Origin of the sequence: Amycolatopsis sp. NPDC059657, assembly GCF_042734395.1 — a bacterium.
Lineage (GTDB): Bacteria > Actinomycetota > Actinomycetes > Mycobacteriales > Pseudonocardiaceae > Amycolatopsis.
Genome location: NZ_JBHWEB010000160.1, coordinates 1 through 18,451, shown reverse-complemented (window position 1 = coordinate 18,451; position 18,451 = coordinate 1). Strand labels below are relative to the sequence as shown.

Sequence of the window (18,451 nt, the reverse complement as noted above, 5' to 3'; positions counted from 1 at the left end):
GTTCCCGACGGTGAGAACCGTCGGGAACACTCACGACCTCAGATCAGTGGAACGAGTCACCGCACGCGCACGAACCGGTGGCGTTCGGGTTGTCGATCGTGAAGCCCTGCTTCTCGATCGAGTCGACGAAGTCGATGACCGCGCTGGTCACGTACGGGGCGCTCATCCGGTCAACGGCGACCTGGAGGCCGTCGAAGTCGCGGAAGAGGTCACCGTCGAGCGTGCGCTCGTCGAAGAACAGCTGGTAGCGCAGGCCGGCGCAGCCGCCGGGCTGGACGGCGATGCGCAGGTGCATGTCGTCGCGGCCCTCCTGCTCGAGCAGGGCCTTCGCCTTGGCAGCCGCGGCGTCGGTCAACGTCACGCCGTGGGTGGCTGCGCCGGCCTCGGTCTGCACGTCGCCGGTTTCAGCGGTCGTCATGGCACTCCTCATAGTCAACCGTCGATGGATACTCCCGGAGCTTTCAACACCGGCGAGTCCCGATCTGTTCCACTCCATGTTCGCACATCACCTGACCTGCCGGACATGACGCGGCACACGGGCCATATCCTGGTCACGTGAGGTTCCTGCGCCGAAGCACCACCGAGACCGAGGTCCCCGACACCGTCGAGGACCAGATCGACGTTCTCCCTAAGAACGTCACCGCCGCGAAGGGCCGTGCGACACCCAAGCGGCGCGAGGCCGAGGCCAAGAAACGCGGCCCGGTGGCGCCACCGCCCACCACCATGCGTGAGGCGATGAAGCGCAACAAGGAACTCCGCAAGGCCAACCCGGTCTCCAAGGACGAGCGCCGTGCCGCCGCCAAGGAACGCCGCGACAAGATGATGGCGGGCGAGGACAAGTACCTGCTCCCCCGCGACCGCGGCCCGGTGAAGGCCTACGTGCGTGACCTCGTCGACACGCGCCGTAACCTGCTCGGCCTGTTCATGCCGCTGGCGATCCTCGTCTTCGTGGCGATGCTGGTGCCGAACACGCGCATCCAGCAGTACGCGACCCTGCTCTGCACGCTGATGCTGCTCCTGATGATCGTCGAGGGCTTCCTCAGCGGCCGCCGCATCACCAAGGCCGTCCGTGAGAAGTTCCCGAAGGAGGCCGTGAGCGGCCGCTCCATCGGCTGGTACGCCTTCATCCGCGCGAGCCAGATCCGCAAGCTCCGCGTCCCCAAGCCGCGCCTGCGTCCCGGCGACGCGCTCGACTGACGACCGGGGTCGTGAGTGTTTTGGCCGGTTAGAACCGGTCATACCACTCACGACCTTTTTTTGTGCGCCCGAGATATCGTTTACCCGCTGTTCAGGCAGGGTCGTTAGCAAGGCGAACATTCTCGGGGTTAGAGTGCGGCCATGGAGTTTCGTCGCCTTGGCCGCAGTGGCCTCAATGTCAGTGAGATCTCGTACGGGAACTGGATCACCCACGGTTCCCAGGTCGAGGACGAGCAGGCCCAGTCCTGCATCAAGGCCGCGCTCGACGCGGGCATCACCACGTTCGACACCGCCGATACGTACGCGAACACCGCGGCGGAGACCGTGCTCGGCAAGGGCCTCAAGGGCCTGCGCCGCGAGAGCCTGGAGATCTTCACCAAGGTCTACTGGCCGACCGGCCCCAAGGGTCCCAACGACTCGGGCCTGTCGCGCAAGCACATCATGGAGTCCGCGCACGCCTCGCTGAAGCGGCTCGGCACCGACTACGTCGACCTCTACCAGGCGCACCGGTTCGACCGGACCGTGCCGCTGGAGGAGACCATGCTCGCGTTCGCCGACCTCGTGCGGCAGGGCAAGGTGCTCTACGTCGGCGTCTCGGAGTGGTCGGCCGACCAGATCACCCAGGGCGCGGCGCTCGCGCGTGAGCTGAAGGTGCCGTTCGTCTCGAACCAGCCGCAGTACAACATGCTGTGGCGCGTCATCGAGCCGCAGGTCGTGCCCGCCTCCGAGCGCGAAGGCCTCTCGCAGATCGTCTGGTCGCCGATCGCGCAGGGCGTGCTCACCGGCAAGTACAAGCCCGGCCAGCCGTTCCCGGCAGGCTCCCGCGCCACCGACGAGAAGGGCGGCGCGAACTTCGTGCAGCGCTTCCTCAACGACGAGGTGCTGGAGCGTGTCACCAAGCTGGAGCCGCTCGCGGCCGAAGCAGGCCTCAGTCTGGCCCAGCTCGCCGTCGCGTGGGTGCTGCAGAACCCGAACGTCGCCAGCGCCATCATCGGCGCCTCGCGCCCGGAGCAGGTGCACGAGAACGTCAAGGCGGCTGGTGTGAAGCTGGAGCCGGAGCTGCTTCAGGCCATCGACGACGTGCTCGACGGCGTCATCGAGCGGGACCCGACGCTCACCAAGAGCCCGTAAGTACCTGTTCCGCGACCGTGAGGTCGTGGGGATAGGTGATCTTGAAGTTCTCCTCGCCGCCGGGCACCCAGCGCACCGGCAGCGGGGAGAACTTTTCCATACAGGAAGCCGTATCCGTGCCCAGGAAACCTTCGCGCTCGGCCTGCTCGTAAACCTCGAGCAGCGGCTTGGCGAGGAAGCCTTGCGGCGTCTGTACCCGGACGGCGCCTTCGAGGAATCCGCCCGTGGTGGCGGTTTCCGAGGCGGGCACGATGTCGTGCGCTTCGAGACCGGGTACCGCGCCGCCGTGCTCACGGGTCACCCGGAGCACCTCGCCGATCAGCGCGGGGCTCACCAGCGGGCGCGCCGCGTCGTGAATGAGAACCGCGTCGACCGAACCGTCCTCGATGCGGGATGCCAAGTGCCGCAACGCGTTCAGTTCCGACGCCTGGCGTGTCTGTCCACCGTGGACGAGTTCGACATCGAGCCCGGCGGTGACCTCCGCGGCCAGCTCGGCGTCTTCCGGGCGGATCACCAGCACGAGCACGCCGATCCCGGGCACCTTGCCGAAGGCGTCGAGCGACCACGCGACCACGCGGCGGCCCGCGACGGGCAGGTAGACCTTGTTCATGCTCGCGCCCACACGCGAGCCGGAACCGCTCGCGAGGACCACACCGGCAGCTGTCACACAGAGAAAATACAGCGGCGCGCAGCGCCTCCGTTGAGGGTGGCGGTGGGCGACGGGAGGGAATAGTGGGCAGCGGTAGGTTGATCGCGGCTCACCCGCTACGACGAAAGGCCAGGCGTGGACGCGGACACCATCATCGAGTTCGCCGAGATCGAGGCGCCGGACGAGCACGCCCGCTCGGCGGCCATCGAACTGCACGGCAAGCTCATCAAACCGGCTGGTTCACTCGGCAAACTGGAAGAACTCGGCGTCTGGATCGCCGCCTGCCAGGGCCAGTCACCGCCGCGCCCGTTCACCCGGCCCCGCGTCGTCGTCTTCGCCGCCGACCACGGCATCGCCGAGAAGGGCGTCTCCGCGTACCCGCGTGAGGTCACCGGCCAGCTGATCGGCAGCCTGCTCACCGGCGGCGCCGCGATCAACGTGCTCGCCGCGTCGGCGGGCGCCTCGGTGCGCGTGGTGGACATCGCCGTCGACACCGACGCGCCCGCGACCCGCTCGATCGGCGAGTTCAAGGTGCGCCGCGGCTCCGGCTCGATCGACACCGAGGACGCGCTGACCGACGAAGAGGTCCGCGCGGCCATCCGCGCCGGCATGAAGATCGCCGACGCCGAGGTCGACGGCGGCGCCGACCTGCTCATCGCAGGCGACCTCGGCATCGGCAACAGCACCCCGGCCTCGGTACTCGTCGCGGCGCTGACCGGCTCCGAGCCGGTCGCGGTCGTCGGCCGCGGCTCCGGCATCGACGACGCCGCCTGGATGCGCAAAGCGGTCGCGGTCCGCGACGGCCTCCGCCGCGCCCGCCGCGTCCTCGCCGACCCGATCCTGCTGGTCCGCACGGCCGGTGGCGCCGACATCGCCGCCATCGCGGGCTTCCTCGCCCAAGCCGCCGTCCGCAAGACCCCGGTCATCCTGGACGGCCTCGTCGCGGGCGCGGCCGCCCTGATCGCCGAAGAACTCGCCCCTGGCGCCCGCCAATGGTGGATCGCGGGCCAGCGCGGCGGCGAGCCCGCGCACACCCTGCTGCTCGACCACCTCGACCTGGAACCCGTGCTGGACCTGGACATCCGCCTGGGCGAAGGCACGGGCGCGGTCGCGGCGCTCCCGCTCCTCTTCATGGCCACGCGCATACTGGCCGAGATGTCCACCCACGACCAAGCCGGAGTCTCGGGCCCCCTCACCCCGGCCCCGACCTCCTGATTTTTTTCCCCAATGCGTCTTTCGGTCCTCAGCAGGGACCGAAAGACGCATTGGGGATAAACGGCTAGGCGAGGGCGAACGCCACGTTCGGGCTCCCCCGCCAGCCTGCCCCGAGGCGCCCACTAAATGTCCACAAAGGACTCAGGCTGTCAACTTTTATCCCGCATTGTCGCTTTTGCCCGGCTTTGGGGCGGGCGACTTCGGCGGGCCCCTGAGTCCGGCCCAAGACCTCCCAATGTGGCTTTCGTCAGCTCAAAGCTGACGAAAGCCACATTGGGATAAAAACCGCTAGCCGAGGGGGATCATCCAGCCGTGCGGGTCCTCACGGGTGCCTTCCTGGATGCCGGTGAGGGCGTTGCGGAGCTTCATGGTGAGCTCGCCCGTCTGGCCGCCCGAGACCGAGAACTCGCCGCCGGCGTGCTTGACGTGGCCGACCGGGGTGATGACCGCCGCCGTGCCGCAGGCGAAGACCTCGGTCAGCTCGCCGGACGCCGCCGCCTTCTCCCACTCGTCGGTGGAGATCTTGCGCTCCTCGACGGGGTGTCCGAAGTCCTGGGCCAGCTGCAGCAGCGACTTGCGGGTCACGCCGGGGAGCAGGGAGCCCGTGAGCGACGGGGTGACCACGCGGGCGTCGGCGCCGGAGCCGAAGACGAAGAACAGGTTCATCCCGCCCATCTCCTCGACCCAGCGGCGCTCGATCGCGTCGAGCCAGACGACCTGGTCGCAGCCCTTTTCGACGGCCTGGGCCTGCGCCACGAAGGAGGCCGCGTAGTTGCCGGCGCACTTGGCGAAGCCGGTGCCGCCGGGTGCCGCGCGCACGTACTCGGTGGACAGCCACACGCTGACCGGCTTGATGCCGCTGGGGAAGTACGGGCCCGCTGGCGACGCGATGAGCGCGTACAGGTACTCACCGGCCGGGCGGTTGACGCCGAGACCGGACTCGGTGGAGATCATGAAGGGGCGCAGGTAGAGCGACTCGCCCTGCTTGGTCGGCACCCAGCGCTCGTCGACGGCGATGAGCTCGCGCAGCGAGTCGAGGAAGATCTCGTCGGGCAGCAGCGGCATCGCGAGCCGCTCGGCGGAGTCGCGGAAGCGGCTCGCGTTGGCGTCGGGGCGGAAGGAGGCGATGGAGCCGTCCGGCTGGCGGTAGGCCTTCAGCCCCTCGAAGATCGCCTGTCCATAGTGGAGGACCGAGGTGGCGGGGTCGAGGGTGAACGGCGCGTACGGCCCGACGACCGCGTCGTGCCAGCCTTTGTCGGTGCTCCATTTCACGGTGACCATGTTGTCGGTGAAGTAGGTGCCGAAACCGGGCTTGGCCAGTACTTCCGCGACGCGCTCCGGGCTCGCGGGCTGCGGGTTCGGGATGTGGTCGAACTGCGTCGTGGTCGTCATGAAGTAACGATAACGCTTAGTCGGAAGAGCGTTAGTCGGAAGTCCCTCTACTTTCCTGCCGCGTACGTCCCACACCCGCCCGCGCTTCGAACTAGGATGGCGGCGTGACCTACCAACCCATGCAGACCACCCGCGAGAACCGCGTCTCCGCGGGCACCGGGTCGGACGTCAAGACGCTGATCGCCGCCGTGCTGCTGACCTACTTCTGCGGTGTCACGCTGCTGGCAGGCTACGCGCTCATCGGCGGCTTCGGCGTGGTGCTCGGCATCGCGGCGTCGATCGCGGGCGTCGTCTTCTGGCGCAAGGCGCACGGCAAGGCGTTCCCGCGCGACATCCCGGTGAAGTCGCTGATCATCTTCGGCGCGATCACCCTGGCGCTGACGTTCCTGCTGTTCATCAGCGCGGGCTGAGTCCTTCGCGCAGCCGCGCCGGCAGCTCCGGCGCGGCCCAGGACGGATCGGGGACGAAGTCGGTCCACGTCCCGTCGAACGGGAACGCGCGCGCGGACGCGAGCGCGCCCATCCGCTCGCCCTCTTCACGCAGCCGCTTGAGCTGCTCACGCGTGAGTTTTCCCGCGTCGAGCGCGGCTTCCGCCTCGTCTTCGTCCTTCCAGCACCAGGTGCCGTCGGGCGCGACGTCGAGGTCGAGCACGCCGTCGATGCGGTCGAACCCGGTCTCGGTGCGGCCGAGCGGGATCTCCAGGTTCACGTACCAGCCGGTGAACTCCGGCGCGAAGAACCACCACACCGAGGACCACTCGTCGTCGGCGACGCGGCGCACGTTCGCCGTGCCGTGCCAGGTGCTGAGGTACTGCTCGCGCTGCACGCGGAACCGCTCCCCGAGCGGGGCGTCGCGCATCAGCCTGCCGTCGATGAGCCTGGTGCCGATGATCTCGGTGCCCGGCGGGAGCCAGCCGATCAGCGTGGCGCCGTCGTCGGCGAGCACGCGCAGCGGGTGATGCTGGCCGATGGACCCGTCCGTGCGCCGGAACCGCTCGACGACGGTGTCCCCCGGCTGCCACCTGTGATCAACCACGATGCGCACGGTACCGGAGCACGGCCTGGGCGAGACCGGCCAGCGTGGCGAGCACGAGCGTGACGACCGGGCCGCCGAGCACCACCACCGCGACCACGGCCGCCGTCCACGCCACCGGCTCCCGGCCATCGGGAAGCTCGGCGACGGTGTCGATCGTGGACGTGATCGTCGCCAGCACGACGAAGATCAGCAGCGCGGTCATGAACTGGGCCGCGTCCGCCGCCGTGACCAGATCCTTCATCGAGGTCAGCGAAAGCCCGAGCCGTCCGGCGCCGAGCTGGTACACCGCGCCGGCGATGATCGCGAGCCCGAACACGGCCGTGACCAGGTAGCGCGGCACCGGCCGCCGCCCCGGCGCCGTCACGAACACCGGGTACAACGCCGCCACGGCCACCACGAACCCGGCCACCGCCGGGCCAGGCGACGGCGTCGTGTTCACCGGCTCGATCCCGAAACTCACCGCGAGCAGCAGCGCACCGCCGAGCGCGAGCACCCCGGTGACGACGCGTTTCGCCGGATCGGGCACCCTGACACCGAGTTTGGCGAGCGCGACGGCCACGATCAGCAGCGCGGCCGCGGCGTACCGCGGGTACCCGGGAACGGCGTACGCGCCGAACGCGGTCGCGAACACGGCGGCCGACGAAAGTTGGGAAATCGTGCCCACCGTGTCCAGCAGCCGGTGGGGTGAAACCGGTTCACCGGGGACCAGCGTGGTCCCGAAAGCGAGCAGCGCGGCCACGGCACCAGCGGCGATGACACCGGCGCCGGCGTAGGACGCGGCCACCGCGAGCGCGATCACCAGGCCTGCCGCCAGCCGCACCCGGACCCACCACCCTTTCGCCTGTTCAACACTTGTCATTAGCATGGCTCACGATCTGACCGGGCCTGGAGCCCGGTCCCACCGCGAAAGCGCGAGGAGCCAGAAGTGACCGTGCCGAAGCTTGCCCTCTCCGATAACTCGGAAGCGGCACTGAGCAAGACCCGCGCTGACGTAGTCGTGATCGGCACCGTCCAGGGTGAAGACGGCCTGCAGCTGGCGGCGGGCGCCGACGTCGCCGACGCCGCGTTCGACGGCAAGCTCGCCGAGGTGCTCACCACGCTCGGCGCGAGCGGCAAGCTCGAAGAGACCGTCAAGCTGCCGACGCTGGGCAAGCTGGCCTCGGGTGTCGTGCTCGCCGTCGGCCTCGGCAAGCCCGGCGCCGACGGAGCCGTCAGCGGCGAGAACGTCCGCCGCGCCGCCGGTGCCGCCGCCCGCGCGCTCGCGGGCACCGAGCGCGCGTTCGTCACGCTGTCCGCGCTCGACCTGCAGGCCGCCGTCGAAGGCACCGTGCTGGGCGCGTACGTGTTCACCGAGTACCGCTCGGAAAAGGGCGACGCCCCGGTGTCCAAAGTGGACTTCGCGAACCCGGCCGAAGGCGCCGCGAAGGACCACAAGGCCGTGCTGAAGACCGCCACCGCGGTCGCCGAGTCGGTCATCATCGCGCGTGACCTGATCAACACCCCGCCGAACGACCTGTTCCCCGCCTCGTTCGCCGACCGCGCCACCAAGCTCGCCGAGGCCGCGGGCCTCGAGGTCGAGGTGCTCGACGAGAAGGCGTTGAAGCGCAAGGGTTTCGGCGGCATCCTGGGTGTCGGCGGCGGCTCGTCGCGCCAGCCGCGCCTGGTCCGCGTCGCCTACAAGGGCACCAAGGCGGTCAAGAAGGTCGCGCTGGTCGGCAAGGGCATCACCTTCGACACCGGCGGCATCTCGATCAAGCCCGCGGCGAACATGGACACCATGACCTCGGACATGTCCGGCGCGGCGGGCGTGCTCGCCTCGGTGCTGCTGGCGGCCAAGCTCAAGCTGCCGCTCGAGGTCATCGCGCACATCCCGCTCGCCGAGAACATGCCGTCCGGCACCTCGTACCGTCCCGGTGACGTGCTGAGCATGTACGGCGGCAAGACCGTCGAGGTGCTCAACACCGACGCCGAAGGCCGTCTCGTGCTCGCCGACGCGATCGTGCGCGCCGCCGAGGACAACCCGGACTACCTCATCGAGACCTCGACGCTGACCGGCGCGCAGGTCGTCGCGCTCGGCAACCGCACCGCGGGCATCATGGGCACCGACGAGTTCCGCGACCGCATCGCCACGCTCGCGCAGGCCACCGGTGAGGGCGGCTGGGCCATGCCGCTGCCGGAGGAGCTGCGCGCGGACCTCGACTCGCGGCTCGCCGACCTGGCGAACGTGACCGGGCACCGCTGGGGTGGCATGCTCGCCGCGGGCATCTTCCTGCGTGAGTTCGTCGCCGAGGGCCTGACCTGGGCGCACATCGACATCGCCGGCCCGGCGTTCAACACCGGCGGCCCGTGGGGCTACACCGGCAAGGGCGGCACGGGTGTCCCGGTGCGGACGATCCACGCGGTGCTGGAAGACATCGTCGCGAACGGCTGAGTTGCAGTTCGCCGAGGAGGCCGTGCGCGATGTGCTCACGGCCTCCGAAACCCAGGTCGACGACCGGATCGGCTACGCGGTGCTGCTCGCGGCTTCGGCCGGGGCGGCCGCGGACGCCGACCGGCTCGTATTGGCCTGGGCGCGCGCGACCGAGCGCCCGGTCTCGCTGCTCGCGCAAGGCCACGTCCGCGCTCGGGCTTTCGCGATGTGGTTCGAGGCGCGCGGTTTCCGGCCCGAGTGGGCGGAAGCGTTGGTGCCACTGGATCTCGACGCCGAGGAAGCCGCGCACGATGCCTATCTGAAGCGGGCCGGTGAGTCCACTTTGGCCAAACTCGTCAGCATGGTCGAGACGCCACGCGCCGACCCGCTCAAGGCGGCCGCGCTGACCGGCTCGCTCGAAGACTGGGCCGCCGTCGCCTCCGGCAGGCCGCTCCCGGACGTCGCCACCCTGCTCGCGTGCCGCCGCTTCGGCCCCGAACTGGCGGCGGGCGCGAACCCGCTCGGCATCGACGCGCCCGCGCTCGTCGGCGACCTGATCGCCGCGCTGCGCCACCGTTACCCGCCTGCCGCCGACAGCTGGCCGGAGCTTGTGGCCGAGATCATGCGCCTGCGCGGAGAAGGCCTCGCCCCGCCTCCGGCCACAGTGGAGACTCTCGACGCGACCGAGCGGCGGCTGCGCGCCCGGCTCCCCGACGAGTACCGCGAATTCCTGCTGACGTGTGACGGACTGCCGTCGGACGTGATCTTCCCGCGCCTGCTTCCGGCCGCGGAACTCTGGGCGCGCGACGAGGTCGTGGTGCTCAGCGAGCCCGCCGTGCTGACGCTCGCCCGCACCGGTCACGTCGTCGAATACGACCCGGAGCTCGGCACGACCGTCCACGCGGGCTTCCGCGCGCTCGTCGAGCACCACCTGAGCCTGCTCACCTGACAGACTCGCGGGCGATTCAGCCCTTCGCGCGCTTCTGGCGCTCGGTGTACTCCCGCATCCGCTTGGGATAGCCGACCCTGGCGACCTCGTACACCGGCATCTGGCGTTTCTTGCCGAAGGCCTGCGCGGCCTCCAGGCTTTCGATGCGGCGGCGGGTCCACTCACCATCGTGTGCGACCAACACCACGGTCGTCTCGGTCACGGTCGTGCGCGGCTCCACATAGGCCTCGACACCGTGCCGGGACGCGGCCCATTCTTCGAGATGACGCGTGTCGCTCGATGTGGCTTTCCGCAGCGTACCGGCCTTTTGACCGTCCTTGCCGCGCCTGCGCAGCGAGTCGAAGAGACCCACCTCGACCACCTCACCTCTCGTCACCGTCCACCACCCATTATCCCGACGCACAGGTGTGCCCGGTGTGGGACACCCGGCTCGTTCGCACCATGGGCGGACGTAGTGACAAGATGGCGTACGTCCGCGCGCGCGAAGATCGCGTACGCGCGACCGTAGAAGCTTCACCCCCGATGCTTGCCGAGGAGTTTTCACCGTGACCGACACCTCCGCCGACCTTGTGATCCTTGGTGGCGGATCGGGCGGCTATGCCGCGGCGTTCCGCGCGGCCGAGCTGGGCCTTTCCGTCATCCTGATCGAGAAGGACAAGCTGGGCGGGACGTGCCTCCACCGAGGCTGCATCCCCACCAAAGCACTGTTGCACGCGGCCGAGGTTGCCGACGAGACCCGTGAAGCCGAATCCGTCGGCGTGAAGGCGGTCTTCGAGGGCATCGACATCGCCGGGGTCAACAAGTACAAGGACTCGATCATCGCCCGGCTGTACAAGGGCCTGCAGGGCCTGGCCAAGGCGCACAAGGTGCAGCTGGTCGAGGGCACCGGCACCTTCGCGGGCGGCACCACGGTCGAGGTCGACGGCACCCGCTACACCGGCAAGAACGTCATCCTCGCCACCGGTTCGTACTCGCGCACGCTGCCCGGCCTCGAGCTCGGCGGCCGCGTGATCGCCAGCGAGCAGGCGCTCGCGCTCGACTTCGTGCCCAAGAAGGTCGTCGTGCTCGGCGGCGGCGTCATCGGCGTCGAGTTCGCCAGCGTCTGGGCGTCCTTCGGTGTCGACGTGACGATCGTCGAGGCACTGCCCCGGCTCGTCCCCAACGAGGACGAGTACATCTCGAAGCAGCTCGAGCGCGCGTTCCGCCGCCGCAAGATCGCCTTCAAGACCGGCGTCCGGTTCACCGGCGTCAAGCAGGACGACAACGGCGTCGCCGTCTCGCTGGAGTCCGGCGAGACCATCGAGGCCGACCTGCTGCTCGTCGCCGTCGGCCGCGGCCCCAACTCCGCGGGCCACGGCTACGAGGAAGCGGGCGTCACCATGGACCGCGGCTTCGTGATCACCAACGACCGGCTGCGGACCAACCTGCCGAACGTCTACGCCGTCGGCGACATCGTGCCCGGCCTGCAGCTCGCGCACCGCGGCTTCCAGCAGGGCATCTTCGTCGCCGAGGAGATCGCGGGCCTCGAGCCGCGCGTGATCGACGAGGCCGGCATCCCGCGCGTCACCTACTCGCACCCCGAGGTCGCGTCGGTCGGGCTCACCGAGTCGCAGGCCAAGGACAAGTACGGCGCGGAGGTCACCACCTTCACCTACGACCTCGGCGGCAACGGCAAGAGCCAGATCCTCAAGACCTCTGGCGGCGTCAAGCTGATCAAGGCGCCGGACGGCCCCGTCGTCGGCGTGCACATGGTCGGCGACCGCGTCGGCGAGCTGATCGGTGAAGCGCAGCTCATCTACAGCTGGGAGGCCTTCCCGGAGGACGTCGCCCCGCTCATCCACGCCCACCCCACCCAGACCGAGGCCCTCGGCGAAGCATTCCTTGCCCTCGCGGGCAAGCCGCTCCACGTGCACAGCTGACGTCTTAAGAAAACCCAGACCACACCAGAACCTTTCAAGGGAGTCAGCGAACGATGGCCTACTCCGTCACACTGCCGGAGCTCGGGGAGAGCGTCACCGAGGGCACTGTCACTCGGTGGTTGAAGCAGGAGGGCGACACCGTCGAGGTCGACGAGCCGCTACTCGAAATCTCGACAGACAAGGTCGACACCGAGGTCCCGTCCCCGGTCGCGGGCAAGGTCGTGAAGATCAGCGCCCAGGAAGACGAGACCGTCGAGGTCGGCGGCGTGCTCGCGATCATCGATGACGGCACCGGCGGCGTCGAGGCTTCGGCCCCCGCACCCGCCGAGGAGCCCGCCGCCCAGCCGGAGCCCGAGGCAGCCGCCCCGGCGCAGGCCGAGGCGCCCGCGCCGTCCGCCAACGGCAACGCGCAGGGCACCCCGGTGACACTGCCGGAGCTCGGCGAGAGCGTCACCGAAGGCACCGTCACCCGCTGGCTGAAGTCGGTCGGCGACAAGGTCGAGGTCGACGAGCCGCTGCTCGAGATCTCCACCGACAAGGTCGACACCGAGGTCCCCTCGCCGGTCGCGGGCACCGTGCTCGCCATCCGCGCGCAGGAGGACGAGACCGTCGAGGTCGGCGGCGTGCTCGCCGTCATCGGTGACGCGGACGCGGTCGCCAAGGAAGAGCCCAAGCCGGAACCGAAGCCCGAGCCCAAGCCGGAGCCCAAGCCCGAGCCGAAGCCGGAACCCGCCGCGGCCGCCCCGGCACCGGCGGCCACCCCGGCTCCCGCTGCCGCCCCGGCTCCCGCTGCCGCCCCCTCGGCTCCCGCCCCGAAGGCGGAGGCCGAGTCGAACAGCGCCGACGGCCCGTACGTGACGCCGCTGGTCCGCAAGCTGGCCTCGGAGCACGACATCGACCTCTCGTCGCTGACGGGCAGTGGTGTCGGCGGCCGGATCCGCAAGCAGGACGTGCTCGCCGCGGCCGAGGAGAAGCAGAAGGCGGCCGCCAAGACCGCCGCACCTGCTCCTGCCGCCGCCCCGGCCCCGGCTGCCGCGGCCCCCGCGGCCCAGGCCGCACCCAAGGCTCCCGCTGCCGTCCGCCCGGAGGTCGCCGCTCTGCGCGGCACCGTGCAGAAGGCCAGCCGGATCCGCCAGATCACCGCCACGAAGACCCGCGAGTCGCTGCAGATCTCGGCGCAGCTCACGCAGGTCCACGAGGTGGACGTGACCAAGATCGCCAAGCTCCGCCAGCGGGCGAAGGCGGCCTTCAAGGAGCGCGAGGGCGTCAACCTGACGTTCCTGCCGTTCTTCGCGAAGGCCACGGTCGAGGCGCTCAAGCAGCACCCGAACGTCAACGCCTCCTACAACGAGGAGACGAAGGAGATCACGTACCACGGTGCCGTGCACCTGGGTATCGCGGTCGACACCGACAAGGGCCTGCTCTCGGTCGTCATCCACGACGCCGGTGAGCTCTCGCTCGCCGGTCTCGCGCACCGCATCGCCGACCTGGCAGGCCGCGCGCGGTCCGGCCAGATCAAGCCGGACGAGCTGTCGGGTGGCACCTTCACCATCACGAACATCGGCAGCAACGGCGCCCTGTTCGACACGCCGATCATCGTCCAGCCGCAGTCGGGCATGCTCGGCACCGGCGCGGTCGTCAAGCGCCCGGTGGTCATCGCCGACGCCGACGGCAACGACACGATCGCCGTCCGCTCGATGGTGTTCCTGCCGCTGACCTACGACCACCGCCTGGTCGACGGCGCCGACGCGGGCCGGTTCGTCACGACGATCAAGCAGCGTCTCGAAGAAGGCAACTTCGAGTCGGAGCTCGGTCTGTAGTCATCGCACGTTCGTGAAGGCCTCCTTCACCAAGCCTGGCTTGGTGAAGGAGGCCTTCACTGCGTCTACGCCCTCCCGGGCCGGGGGTAGGGATTGAACGCCCCGTTCATGCCGTCGCCGGCCGGCGCCCTGGTGCCCGCGCTCGTCAAGGGAGCCAGCACACATTTCGGGCACCCAGGCGTGCGGCCGAGCACGAAAGGGACCAGGATCGGGGTATGCGGGTTCTGATCGCGGGTGCGAGCGGGTTGCTGGGACAAGCGCTGATCGAGCGGCTCAAGGGCACGCACGAAGTGCGGACACTGGTGCGGCGGGAATCCCGCGACGACACCGAGTTCAACTGGGATCCTCCCGCGGCCCGTATCGCCGAAGGCGCATTCGACGGTGTCGACGCCGTGGTCAATTTCTGTGGCGCGCCGCTGTTCCCTCAGCGGTGGAGTGCCGCCCGCAAGCAGGTGCTGCTCGACAGCCGGGTCGAGCCGACCGAGGTGCTCGCCGAAGCCATCACCGAACATCGCGTGCCGACGCTGCTCAACGCGTCCGCTGTCGGCTTCTACGGGGACACCGGCGAAACCGTCGTCGACGAGGAATCCCCGCAGGGCAAGGGTTTCCTGGCCGGGTTGTGCACCGCGTGGGAACGCGCGGCCGACCCGGACGCGCGTGTGGTGACCCTGCGCACCGGACTGGTGCTCGCGCCGGGCGGTGGGCTGCTCGGGCCGTTGAAGCCGCTGTTCAAGCTCGCGCTCGGCGGGCGGCTCGGCGACGGCAGGCAGTACATGCCGTGGATCGCGCTCGAAGACCACGTGTCCGCGATGGTCTTCCTGCTGGAGAACGAAGAGCTGTACGGCCCGGTGAACGTGTGCGGGCCTGCGCCGGTGCCGAACGCCGAGTTCACCAAGGTGTTCGGCCGGGTGCTGCACCGGCCCGCGCCGTGGTGGGTGCCGGGCATCGCGATGAAGGTCGTGCTCGGCCAGGCCGCCGAGGAGATGGCGTTGTTCGGGCAGCGGGCCGTGCCGCGCGTGCTCGAGGAAGCCGGCTTCACCTTCCGGCACAACGACCTGGAAAGCGCATTGGCCGCCGCGCTATGACGATCACGCGTACCCGCTGGTTCGTCATGGGACTGGTGCTGCTCGGCGCTTTCATCGCGCTGGGGATATTCGTCGCGGTGCACCCGACCACGCTCGACTCGGCCATCGCGAACGCCTTACACGGCGAGTACGAGCAGCCGCTGGGCAAGGTCGTGGCGTGGCTCACCGACCTTTTCGGACCGGTCATGCCGTACGCGTTCGCGCTCGGGCTGATCGTGCAGGGCCTGCGCAAACGGGACCCGCTCTACCCGAAACTGCTGGGTGTGCTGGCGCTGACCGGGTACACGAGCACCATCGTCAAGCCGATGTTCGACAGGGCCAGGCCACGTGAGTACCCCGATCTGAGCTACCCGAGCGGGCACGTGGGCTCGGTGGCGAGCACCGGTTTCGTGGCCGTGCTGCTGTGCGTGGCGGTGGCACCACATCTGGTCAAGCGGATCGCGGCGCTGTTCGTGGCCGCGACGGTGCTGAGCGCGGCGTTCCGGATCATCCTCGGGGTGCACTGGTTCACCGACACGGTGGGCGCGGTGCTGGGCGTGCTGAGTGTGGGGTCGCTCGCGGCGGGCGCGCTTCAGCCAGTACCCGCCGAAGGCGTAACCTCGCAAGAGTGAGTTCTTGCCGCGCCGCCACTGAGCCCGTCGACGTCCGCCCGATCGGCACGATCGACTACCTGGAAGCCTGGGAGCTGCAGCGTCAGCACGTCACCGCGCGCGCCGACGGCGAAGCCCCCGACACGATGCTGCTGCTGGAGCACCCGTCGGTGTACACCGCTGGCAAGCGCACCGAGGCCGAGGACCGCCCCACCGACGGCACCCCGGTCATCGACGTCGACCGCGGCGGCAAGATCACCTGGCACGGCCCAGGCCAGCTGGTCGGCTACCCGATCATCAAGCTCGCCGACCCGATCGACGTAGTGCACTACGTCCGCCGTCTCGAAGAGGCGCTGATCGTGGTCTGCGAGAAGTTCGGCGTGGCCACCGGCCGCGTCGAGGGCCGCAGCGGCGTCTGGATCGCCGCTGACGAGCGCGGCCCCGAGCGCAAGATCGCCGCTATCGGCATCCGCGTCCAGCGTGGCGTCACCATGCACGGTTTCGAGCTCAACTGCAACGCCGACCTCGCAGCCTTCGACAAGATCGTCCCGTGCGGCATCCGCGACGCCGGCGTCACCTCCTTGTCGTGGGAACTCCAGCGCGAGGTCACGGTCGAAGAGGCGCTGCCGCTCGCCCGCGATGCCGTGCTCGCCGCGCTGGAAGGCGACCTCCCGGTCACCGACCGCACGCTGGCCCGCGCCGCCGCGCCGAGCGCGCCCGGCATCACCTTCGCGTTGCAGTCGCCCGAAGACGCCGCCTCCTGCGTCAGCTGAGCCCGCAGACCAGCAGGTACGCGGGGGCCTGGTAGCCCTTCACCTCCACGTTCACCCGCTTGAACGGCAACGCGGCGAGGTCGCTGAACCTCGCGACCACGTCCTGGAACAGCGTGTCGGACACGATGGCCATCAGGTCGGCGTCGCAGTGGCCGACCGCGGCCCTGATCGGCAGGCTGTCGACCAGCCTGCTGAACCGGACGACCGCGTCGGCGGTGAAGCCGAGCGGGCCGGAGCCGACCGTGCCGACGTCGATCGCCATGCGCAGGCGGATCCGCTCGTCGTGGGCCGCGTTGTCCTCGGTGAGCAGCCTGGGCAGGGTGGTCAGCAGGTGGCGCACCGCGGTGTACATGTCCGAGTCCGGCAGGAAGTAGTGGTAGCCGTCGCCGTTGGGCTGGAAGTTCACCTGCTCGTGCGTGATGCCCGCCGCGGCGACGAACCGGTGGAGGATGCTGAACAGCCGATCCTGGATCTGCCGTTGCGCGTCGATGGTGCGCCCGGTGTAGGCGACCACGTCGACCGTGAACCCCAGCCGGTATCTGATGCCTTCGTCCACCGGGAGCAGTACTCCGATGGACTGATTCGACTGCGGGCTCATGACCGCCTCCCTGCGGTTGGACAACGCTGTCTCATGTCCCAGTGTGTGTCTCAAGGCCCGCGATAGCACTCACGGATGCGCACGTACCCCTTCCCGCGCCCCGAGACGGCTCGCGCGCGGGGATGCGTGTGCGCGAACTGTTGCACACAACGGTTAATTCGCGCGTACGCTCGTGTATTTGGTTGAGCTGGAGGGGGCGGACCTTGAGCGCGCAGCAACCGACGTTGGCGGCACTGAAGCTGGGACACCGGATCCGCGAGGCGCGCGAGCGGGCGCGGCCGATCGACGGCAGCAAGCCGACGCAGCAGTGGCTCGCCCGGCAGTTCACCCCGGAACGCACGCCGCAGCAGATCAGCACTTTCGAGATGGGCCGCAACATCCCCGCGGTCAGCGTCCTCGTCGAGCTCTACGAGATACTGCACGGGCCGTTGACCGAACGCGAAGCCAACGCCGAGGAGTTCGCCGAATGGCTCGTCGGCTGGACGAGCGCGAAGTCGTCGATGGACGCGACCACGCCGTCCACGTTGCTGTCGGATGCGTTGCGGCTGTTGGAAAACACCGACCGGCACCGCGACACCCGGCGCGTGCCCGACGGGCCGCTGCGGTCACTGGCGGACTTCCCCGGCAACGACCCGCTGACCGTCATTCTGGGCGACCGCAGGGAATCGCGGGCGAAGAGCGCGGCCGACTGCCTCATCTACTCCGGCTCGGCGACCGACGCGATGTCCATCAACCTGCTCGGCGGCCATATGGACCACACGGTGATCCGATCGGACAAGCTGCTCGTCCGGATGCCGCAGGACTACTTGGAGTCCATGCCGGAGGTGGCGAAGAGCAACCTGCTCATCATCGGCAGCCCGGCCGCCAACTGGGGCGCCCGGATTCTCAACAAGGATGATGCGATTTTCTCGTTCCGCATCGACGAGGACGTCGTCGCGCGCGACGAGTGCCTGCGCGCGGACGACCGCATGCAGGACGAGCGGTTCGCCTCGGTCTTCGGCGATCTGCTCCGGCGCGAGAACCACGGCGACGGCACGACCACGCTGGACGAGGACGAACGGCAGCTCATCGCGGGAGCCGAGGCGCTCGCGCAAACGGTGCTGGACGGGTCGACCGCCAAGGCGATGATGAACAAGTTCCGCAGCCTCGGCATCCTCGACCCGGCCGATCAGGAGCACCACGCGCAGTTCACCTACGACTCGAACGACTTCGCGGTGGTCACCATGGCGCGCAACCCGTGGTGCGCCGACGGGCGCTACCGGGCGGTGATCTGCGGCGGCATCCACGGCCCCGGCACCGCGTGGGCGTTGCGCGAACTGCTCAACAACCCGGAGCGGTTCGCCAGCCGCCCGCTCGGCGCGGTGCTGGAGGTCAAGCTGCGGCTGGATCTCGACTGGCCGACGCGCTTCGAGAAGGCCACGGGCTTCTTCCAGACCAGGGAGTACACGGTCGAGGACGTGCTCGACAACCTCGAGATCGCGAGCATGCGCGACCGTGACGCCCGCAAGCCCGTGTTCCGCTTGATGAGCAAGGAATCCTTGGTCAGCCGGGCTGACTTCGTGCGCGACATTTTGGGGTCGTGAGCGTTGCGGGCGGTTCTAACCCAATGCCGGGTAGTTAAGGCTTGGCCTGCGTTGTCAATCGGCACGTGAGCGAGTCGGTCGGGCCGCCGTCGGTGGCCCGACCAC

At 69.4% G+C, this 18,451-nt stretch carries 19 protein-coding genes; 12 read left to right on the top strand and 7 right to left on the bottom strand.

The window, feature by feature from the left end; translation table 11 throughout:
- Positions 1-43 precede the first annotated feature (43 nt).
- Positions 44-418, bottom strand: coding sequence for a HesB/IscA family protein (locus ACFV15_RS43840; RefSeq protein ID WP_378358841.1), 375 nt, complete (start codon positions 416-418; stop codon positions 44-46).
- 137 nt (positions 419-555) lie between these two features.
- On the opposite strand from ACFV15_RS43840, the gene ACFV15_RS43835 reads away from it, so the two are divergent.
- A complete protein-coding gene (locus ACFV15_RS43835) occupies positions 556-1,197 on the top strand; it encodes a DUF3043 domain-containing protein (protein ID WP_378358839.1) in 642 nt (213 codons plus the stop codon).
- A 141-nt stretch (positions 1,198-1,338) separates the two neighbouring features.
- The gene (locus ACFV15_RS43830) at positions 1,339-2,328 is read left to right on the top strand and encodes an aldo/keto reductase family protein (protein ID WP_378358837.1); all 990 of its coding nucleotides are present in this window, start codon (positions 1,339-1,341) and stop codon (positions 2,326-2,328) included.
- On the opposite strand, the gene ACFV15_RS43825 is transcribed toward ACFV15_RS43830, so the two are convergent.
- Entirely contained in the window at positions 2,312-2,980 is a 669-nt protein-coding gene (locus ACFV15_RS43825) for a 2-C-methyl-D-erythritol 4-phosphate cytidylyltransferase (protein WP_378358845.1), read from the bottom strand. The two genes, ACFV15_RS43830 and ACFV15_RS43825, sit on opposite strands and share 17 nt — an antisense overlap.
- A 132-nt stretch (positions 2,981-3,112) precedes the next feature.
- On the opposite strand from ACFV15_RS43825, the gene cobT reads away from it, so the two are divergent.
- The gene (gene cobT / locus ACFV15_RS43820) at positions 3,113-4,192 is read left to right on the top strand and encodes a nicotinate-nucleotide--dimethylbenzimidazole phosphoribosyltransferase (RefSeq protein ID WP_378358836.1); all 1,080 of its coding nucleotides are present in this window, start codon (positions 3,113-3,115) and stop codon (positions 4,190-4,192) included.
- Between the two features lie 288 nt (positions 4,193-4,480).
- Here the strand turns inward: cobT and ACFV15_RS43815 are convergent, their stop codons facing one another.
- Positions 4,481-5,584 carry a branched-chain amino acid aminotransferase gene (locus tag ACFV15_RS43815; protein WP_378358834.1) on the bottom strand — a complete coding sequence of 368 codons (1,104 nt, stop codon included), beginning with the start codon at positions 5,582-5,584 and terminating at the stop codon, positions 4,481-4,483.
- 104 nt (positions 5,585-5,688) lie between these two features.
- Here ACFV15_RS43815 and ACFV15_RS43810 point away from each other — a divergent pair, with 104 nt between their 5' ends.
- A complete protein-coding gene (locus ACFV15_RS43810; protein ID WP_378358832.1) occupies positions 5,689-5,994 on the top strand; it encodes a hypothetical protein in 306 nt (101 codons plus the stop codon).
- Here ACFV15_RS43810 and ACFV15_RS43805 read toward each other — a convergent pair.
- Both ACFV15_RS43805 and ACFV15_RS43800 read right to left on the bottom strand, forming a co-directional pair.
- On the bottom strand, positions 5,981-6,619 hold the full coding sequence (locus tag ACFV15_RS43805; RefSeq protein WP_378358830.1) for a DUF402 domain-containing protein: 639 nt from the start codon (positions 6,617-6,619) through the stop codon (positions 5,981-5,983). The two genes, ACFV15_RS43810 and ACFV15_RS43805, sit on opposite strands and share 14 nt — an antisense overlap.
- Positions 6,612-7,478 carry a hypothetical protein gene (locus tag ACFV15_RS43800; protein ID WP_378358828.1) on the bottom strand — a complete coding sequence of 289 codons (867 nt, stop codon included), beginning with the start codon at positions 7,476-7,478 and terminating at the stop codon, positions 6,612-6,614. Before ACFV15_RS43800 ends, ACFV15_RS43805 begins: the two co-directional genes overlap by 8 nt.
- 66 nt (positions 7,479-7,544) lie before the next feature.
- Here ACFV15_RS43800 and ACFV15_RS43795 point away from each other — a divergent pair, with 66 nt between their 5' ends.
- Both ACFV15_RS43795 and ACFV15_RS43790 read left to right on the top strand, forming a co-directional pair.
- Positions 7,545-9,050: a leucyl aminopeptidase gene (locus tag ACFV15_RS43795; RefSeq protein WP_378358827.1), complete on the top strand. Its 1,506-nt coding sequence runs from the start codon at positions 7,545-7,547 to the stop codon at positions 9,048-9,050.
- Positions 9,051-9,072: 22 nt separating this feature from the next.
- Positions 9,073-9,978, top strand: coding sequence for an SMI1/KNR4 family protein (locus ACFV15_RS43790; protein WP_378358826.1), 906 nt, complete (start codon positions 9,073-9,075; stop codon positions 9,976-9,978).
- Between the two features lie 16 nt (positions 9,979-9,994).
- Here ACFV15_RS43790 and ACFV15_RS43785 read toward each other — a convergent pair whose 3' ends face one another.
- Complete coding sequence (locus tag ACFV15_RS43785; protein ID WP_378358843.1) at positions 9,995-10,339, bottom strand: oxidoreductase; 345 nt, start codon at positions 10,337-10,339, stop codon at positions 9,995-9,997.
- Positions 10,340-10,523: 184 nt separating this feature from the next.
- Here ACFV15_RS43785 and lpdA point away from each other — a divergent pair, with 184 nt between their 5' ends.
- The 5 genes from lpdA (at position 10,524) to lipB (ending at position 16,165) form a co-directional block, all read left to right on the top strand.
- Positions 10,524-11,897, top strand: a complete 1,374-nt coding sequence (gene lpdA, locus ACFV15_RS43780; RefSeq protein WP_378358824.1) for a dihydrolipoyl dehydrogenase — start codon at positions 10,524-10,526, stop codon at positions 11,895-11,897.
- 53 nt (positions 11,898-11,950) lie between these two features.
- Positions 11,951-13,717, top strand: a complete 1,767-nt coding sequence (sucB, locus tag ACFV15_RS43775) for a 2-oxoglutarate dehydrogenase, E2 component, dihydrolipoamide succinyltransferase (protein ID WP_378358823.1) — start codon at positions 11,951-11,953, stop codon at positions 13,715-13,717.
- A 215-nt stretch (positions 13,718-13,932) separates the two neighbouring features.
- On the top strand, positions 13,933-14,802 hold the full coding sequence (locus tag ACFV15_RS43770; protein ID WP_378358821.1) for a TIGR01777 family oxidoreductase: 870 nt from the start codon (positions 13,933-13,935) through the stop codon (positions 14,800-14,802).
- Complete coding sequence (locus ACFV15_RS43765; RefSeq protein WP_378358819.1) at positions 14,799-15,413, top strand: phosphatase PAP2 family protein; 615 nt, start codon at positions 14,799-14,801, stop codon at positions 15,411-15,413. The genes ACFV15_RS43770 and ACFV15_RS43765 overlap by 4 nt, the downstream gene beginning before the upstream one ends.
- On the top strand, positions 15,410-16,165 hold the full coding sequence (gene lipB / locus ACFV15_RS43760) for a lipoyl(octanoyl) transferase LipB (RefSeq protein ID WP_378358818.1): 756 nt from the start codon (positions 15,410-15,412) through the stop codon (positions 16,163-16,165). Before ACFV15_RS43765 ends, lipB begins: the two co-directional genes overlap by 4 nt.
- Here the strand turns inward: lipB and ACFV15_RS43755 are convergent.
- Positions 16,158-16,763, bottom strand: a complete 606-nt coding sequence (locus ACFV15_RS43755) for a hypothetical protein (RefSeq protein WP_378358816.1) — start codon at positions 16,761-16,763, stop codon at positions 16,158-16,160. The genes lipB and ACFV15_RS43755 overlap by 8 nt on opposite strands.
- Before the next feature lie 203 nt (positions 16,764-16,966).
- Between ACFV15_RS43755 and ACFV15_RS43750 the strand changes: the two genes are divergently transcribed.
- Positions 16,967-18,346: a hypothetical protein gene (locus ACFV15_RS43750; RefSeq protein WP_378358814.1), complete on the top strand. Its 1,380-nt coding sequence runs from the start codon at positions 16,967-16,969 to the stop codon at positions 18,344-18,346.
- Positions 18,347-18,451 lie beyond the last annotated feature (105 nt).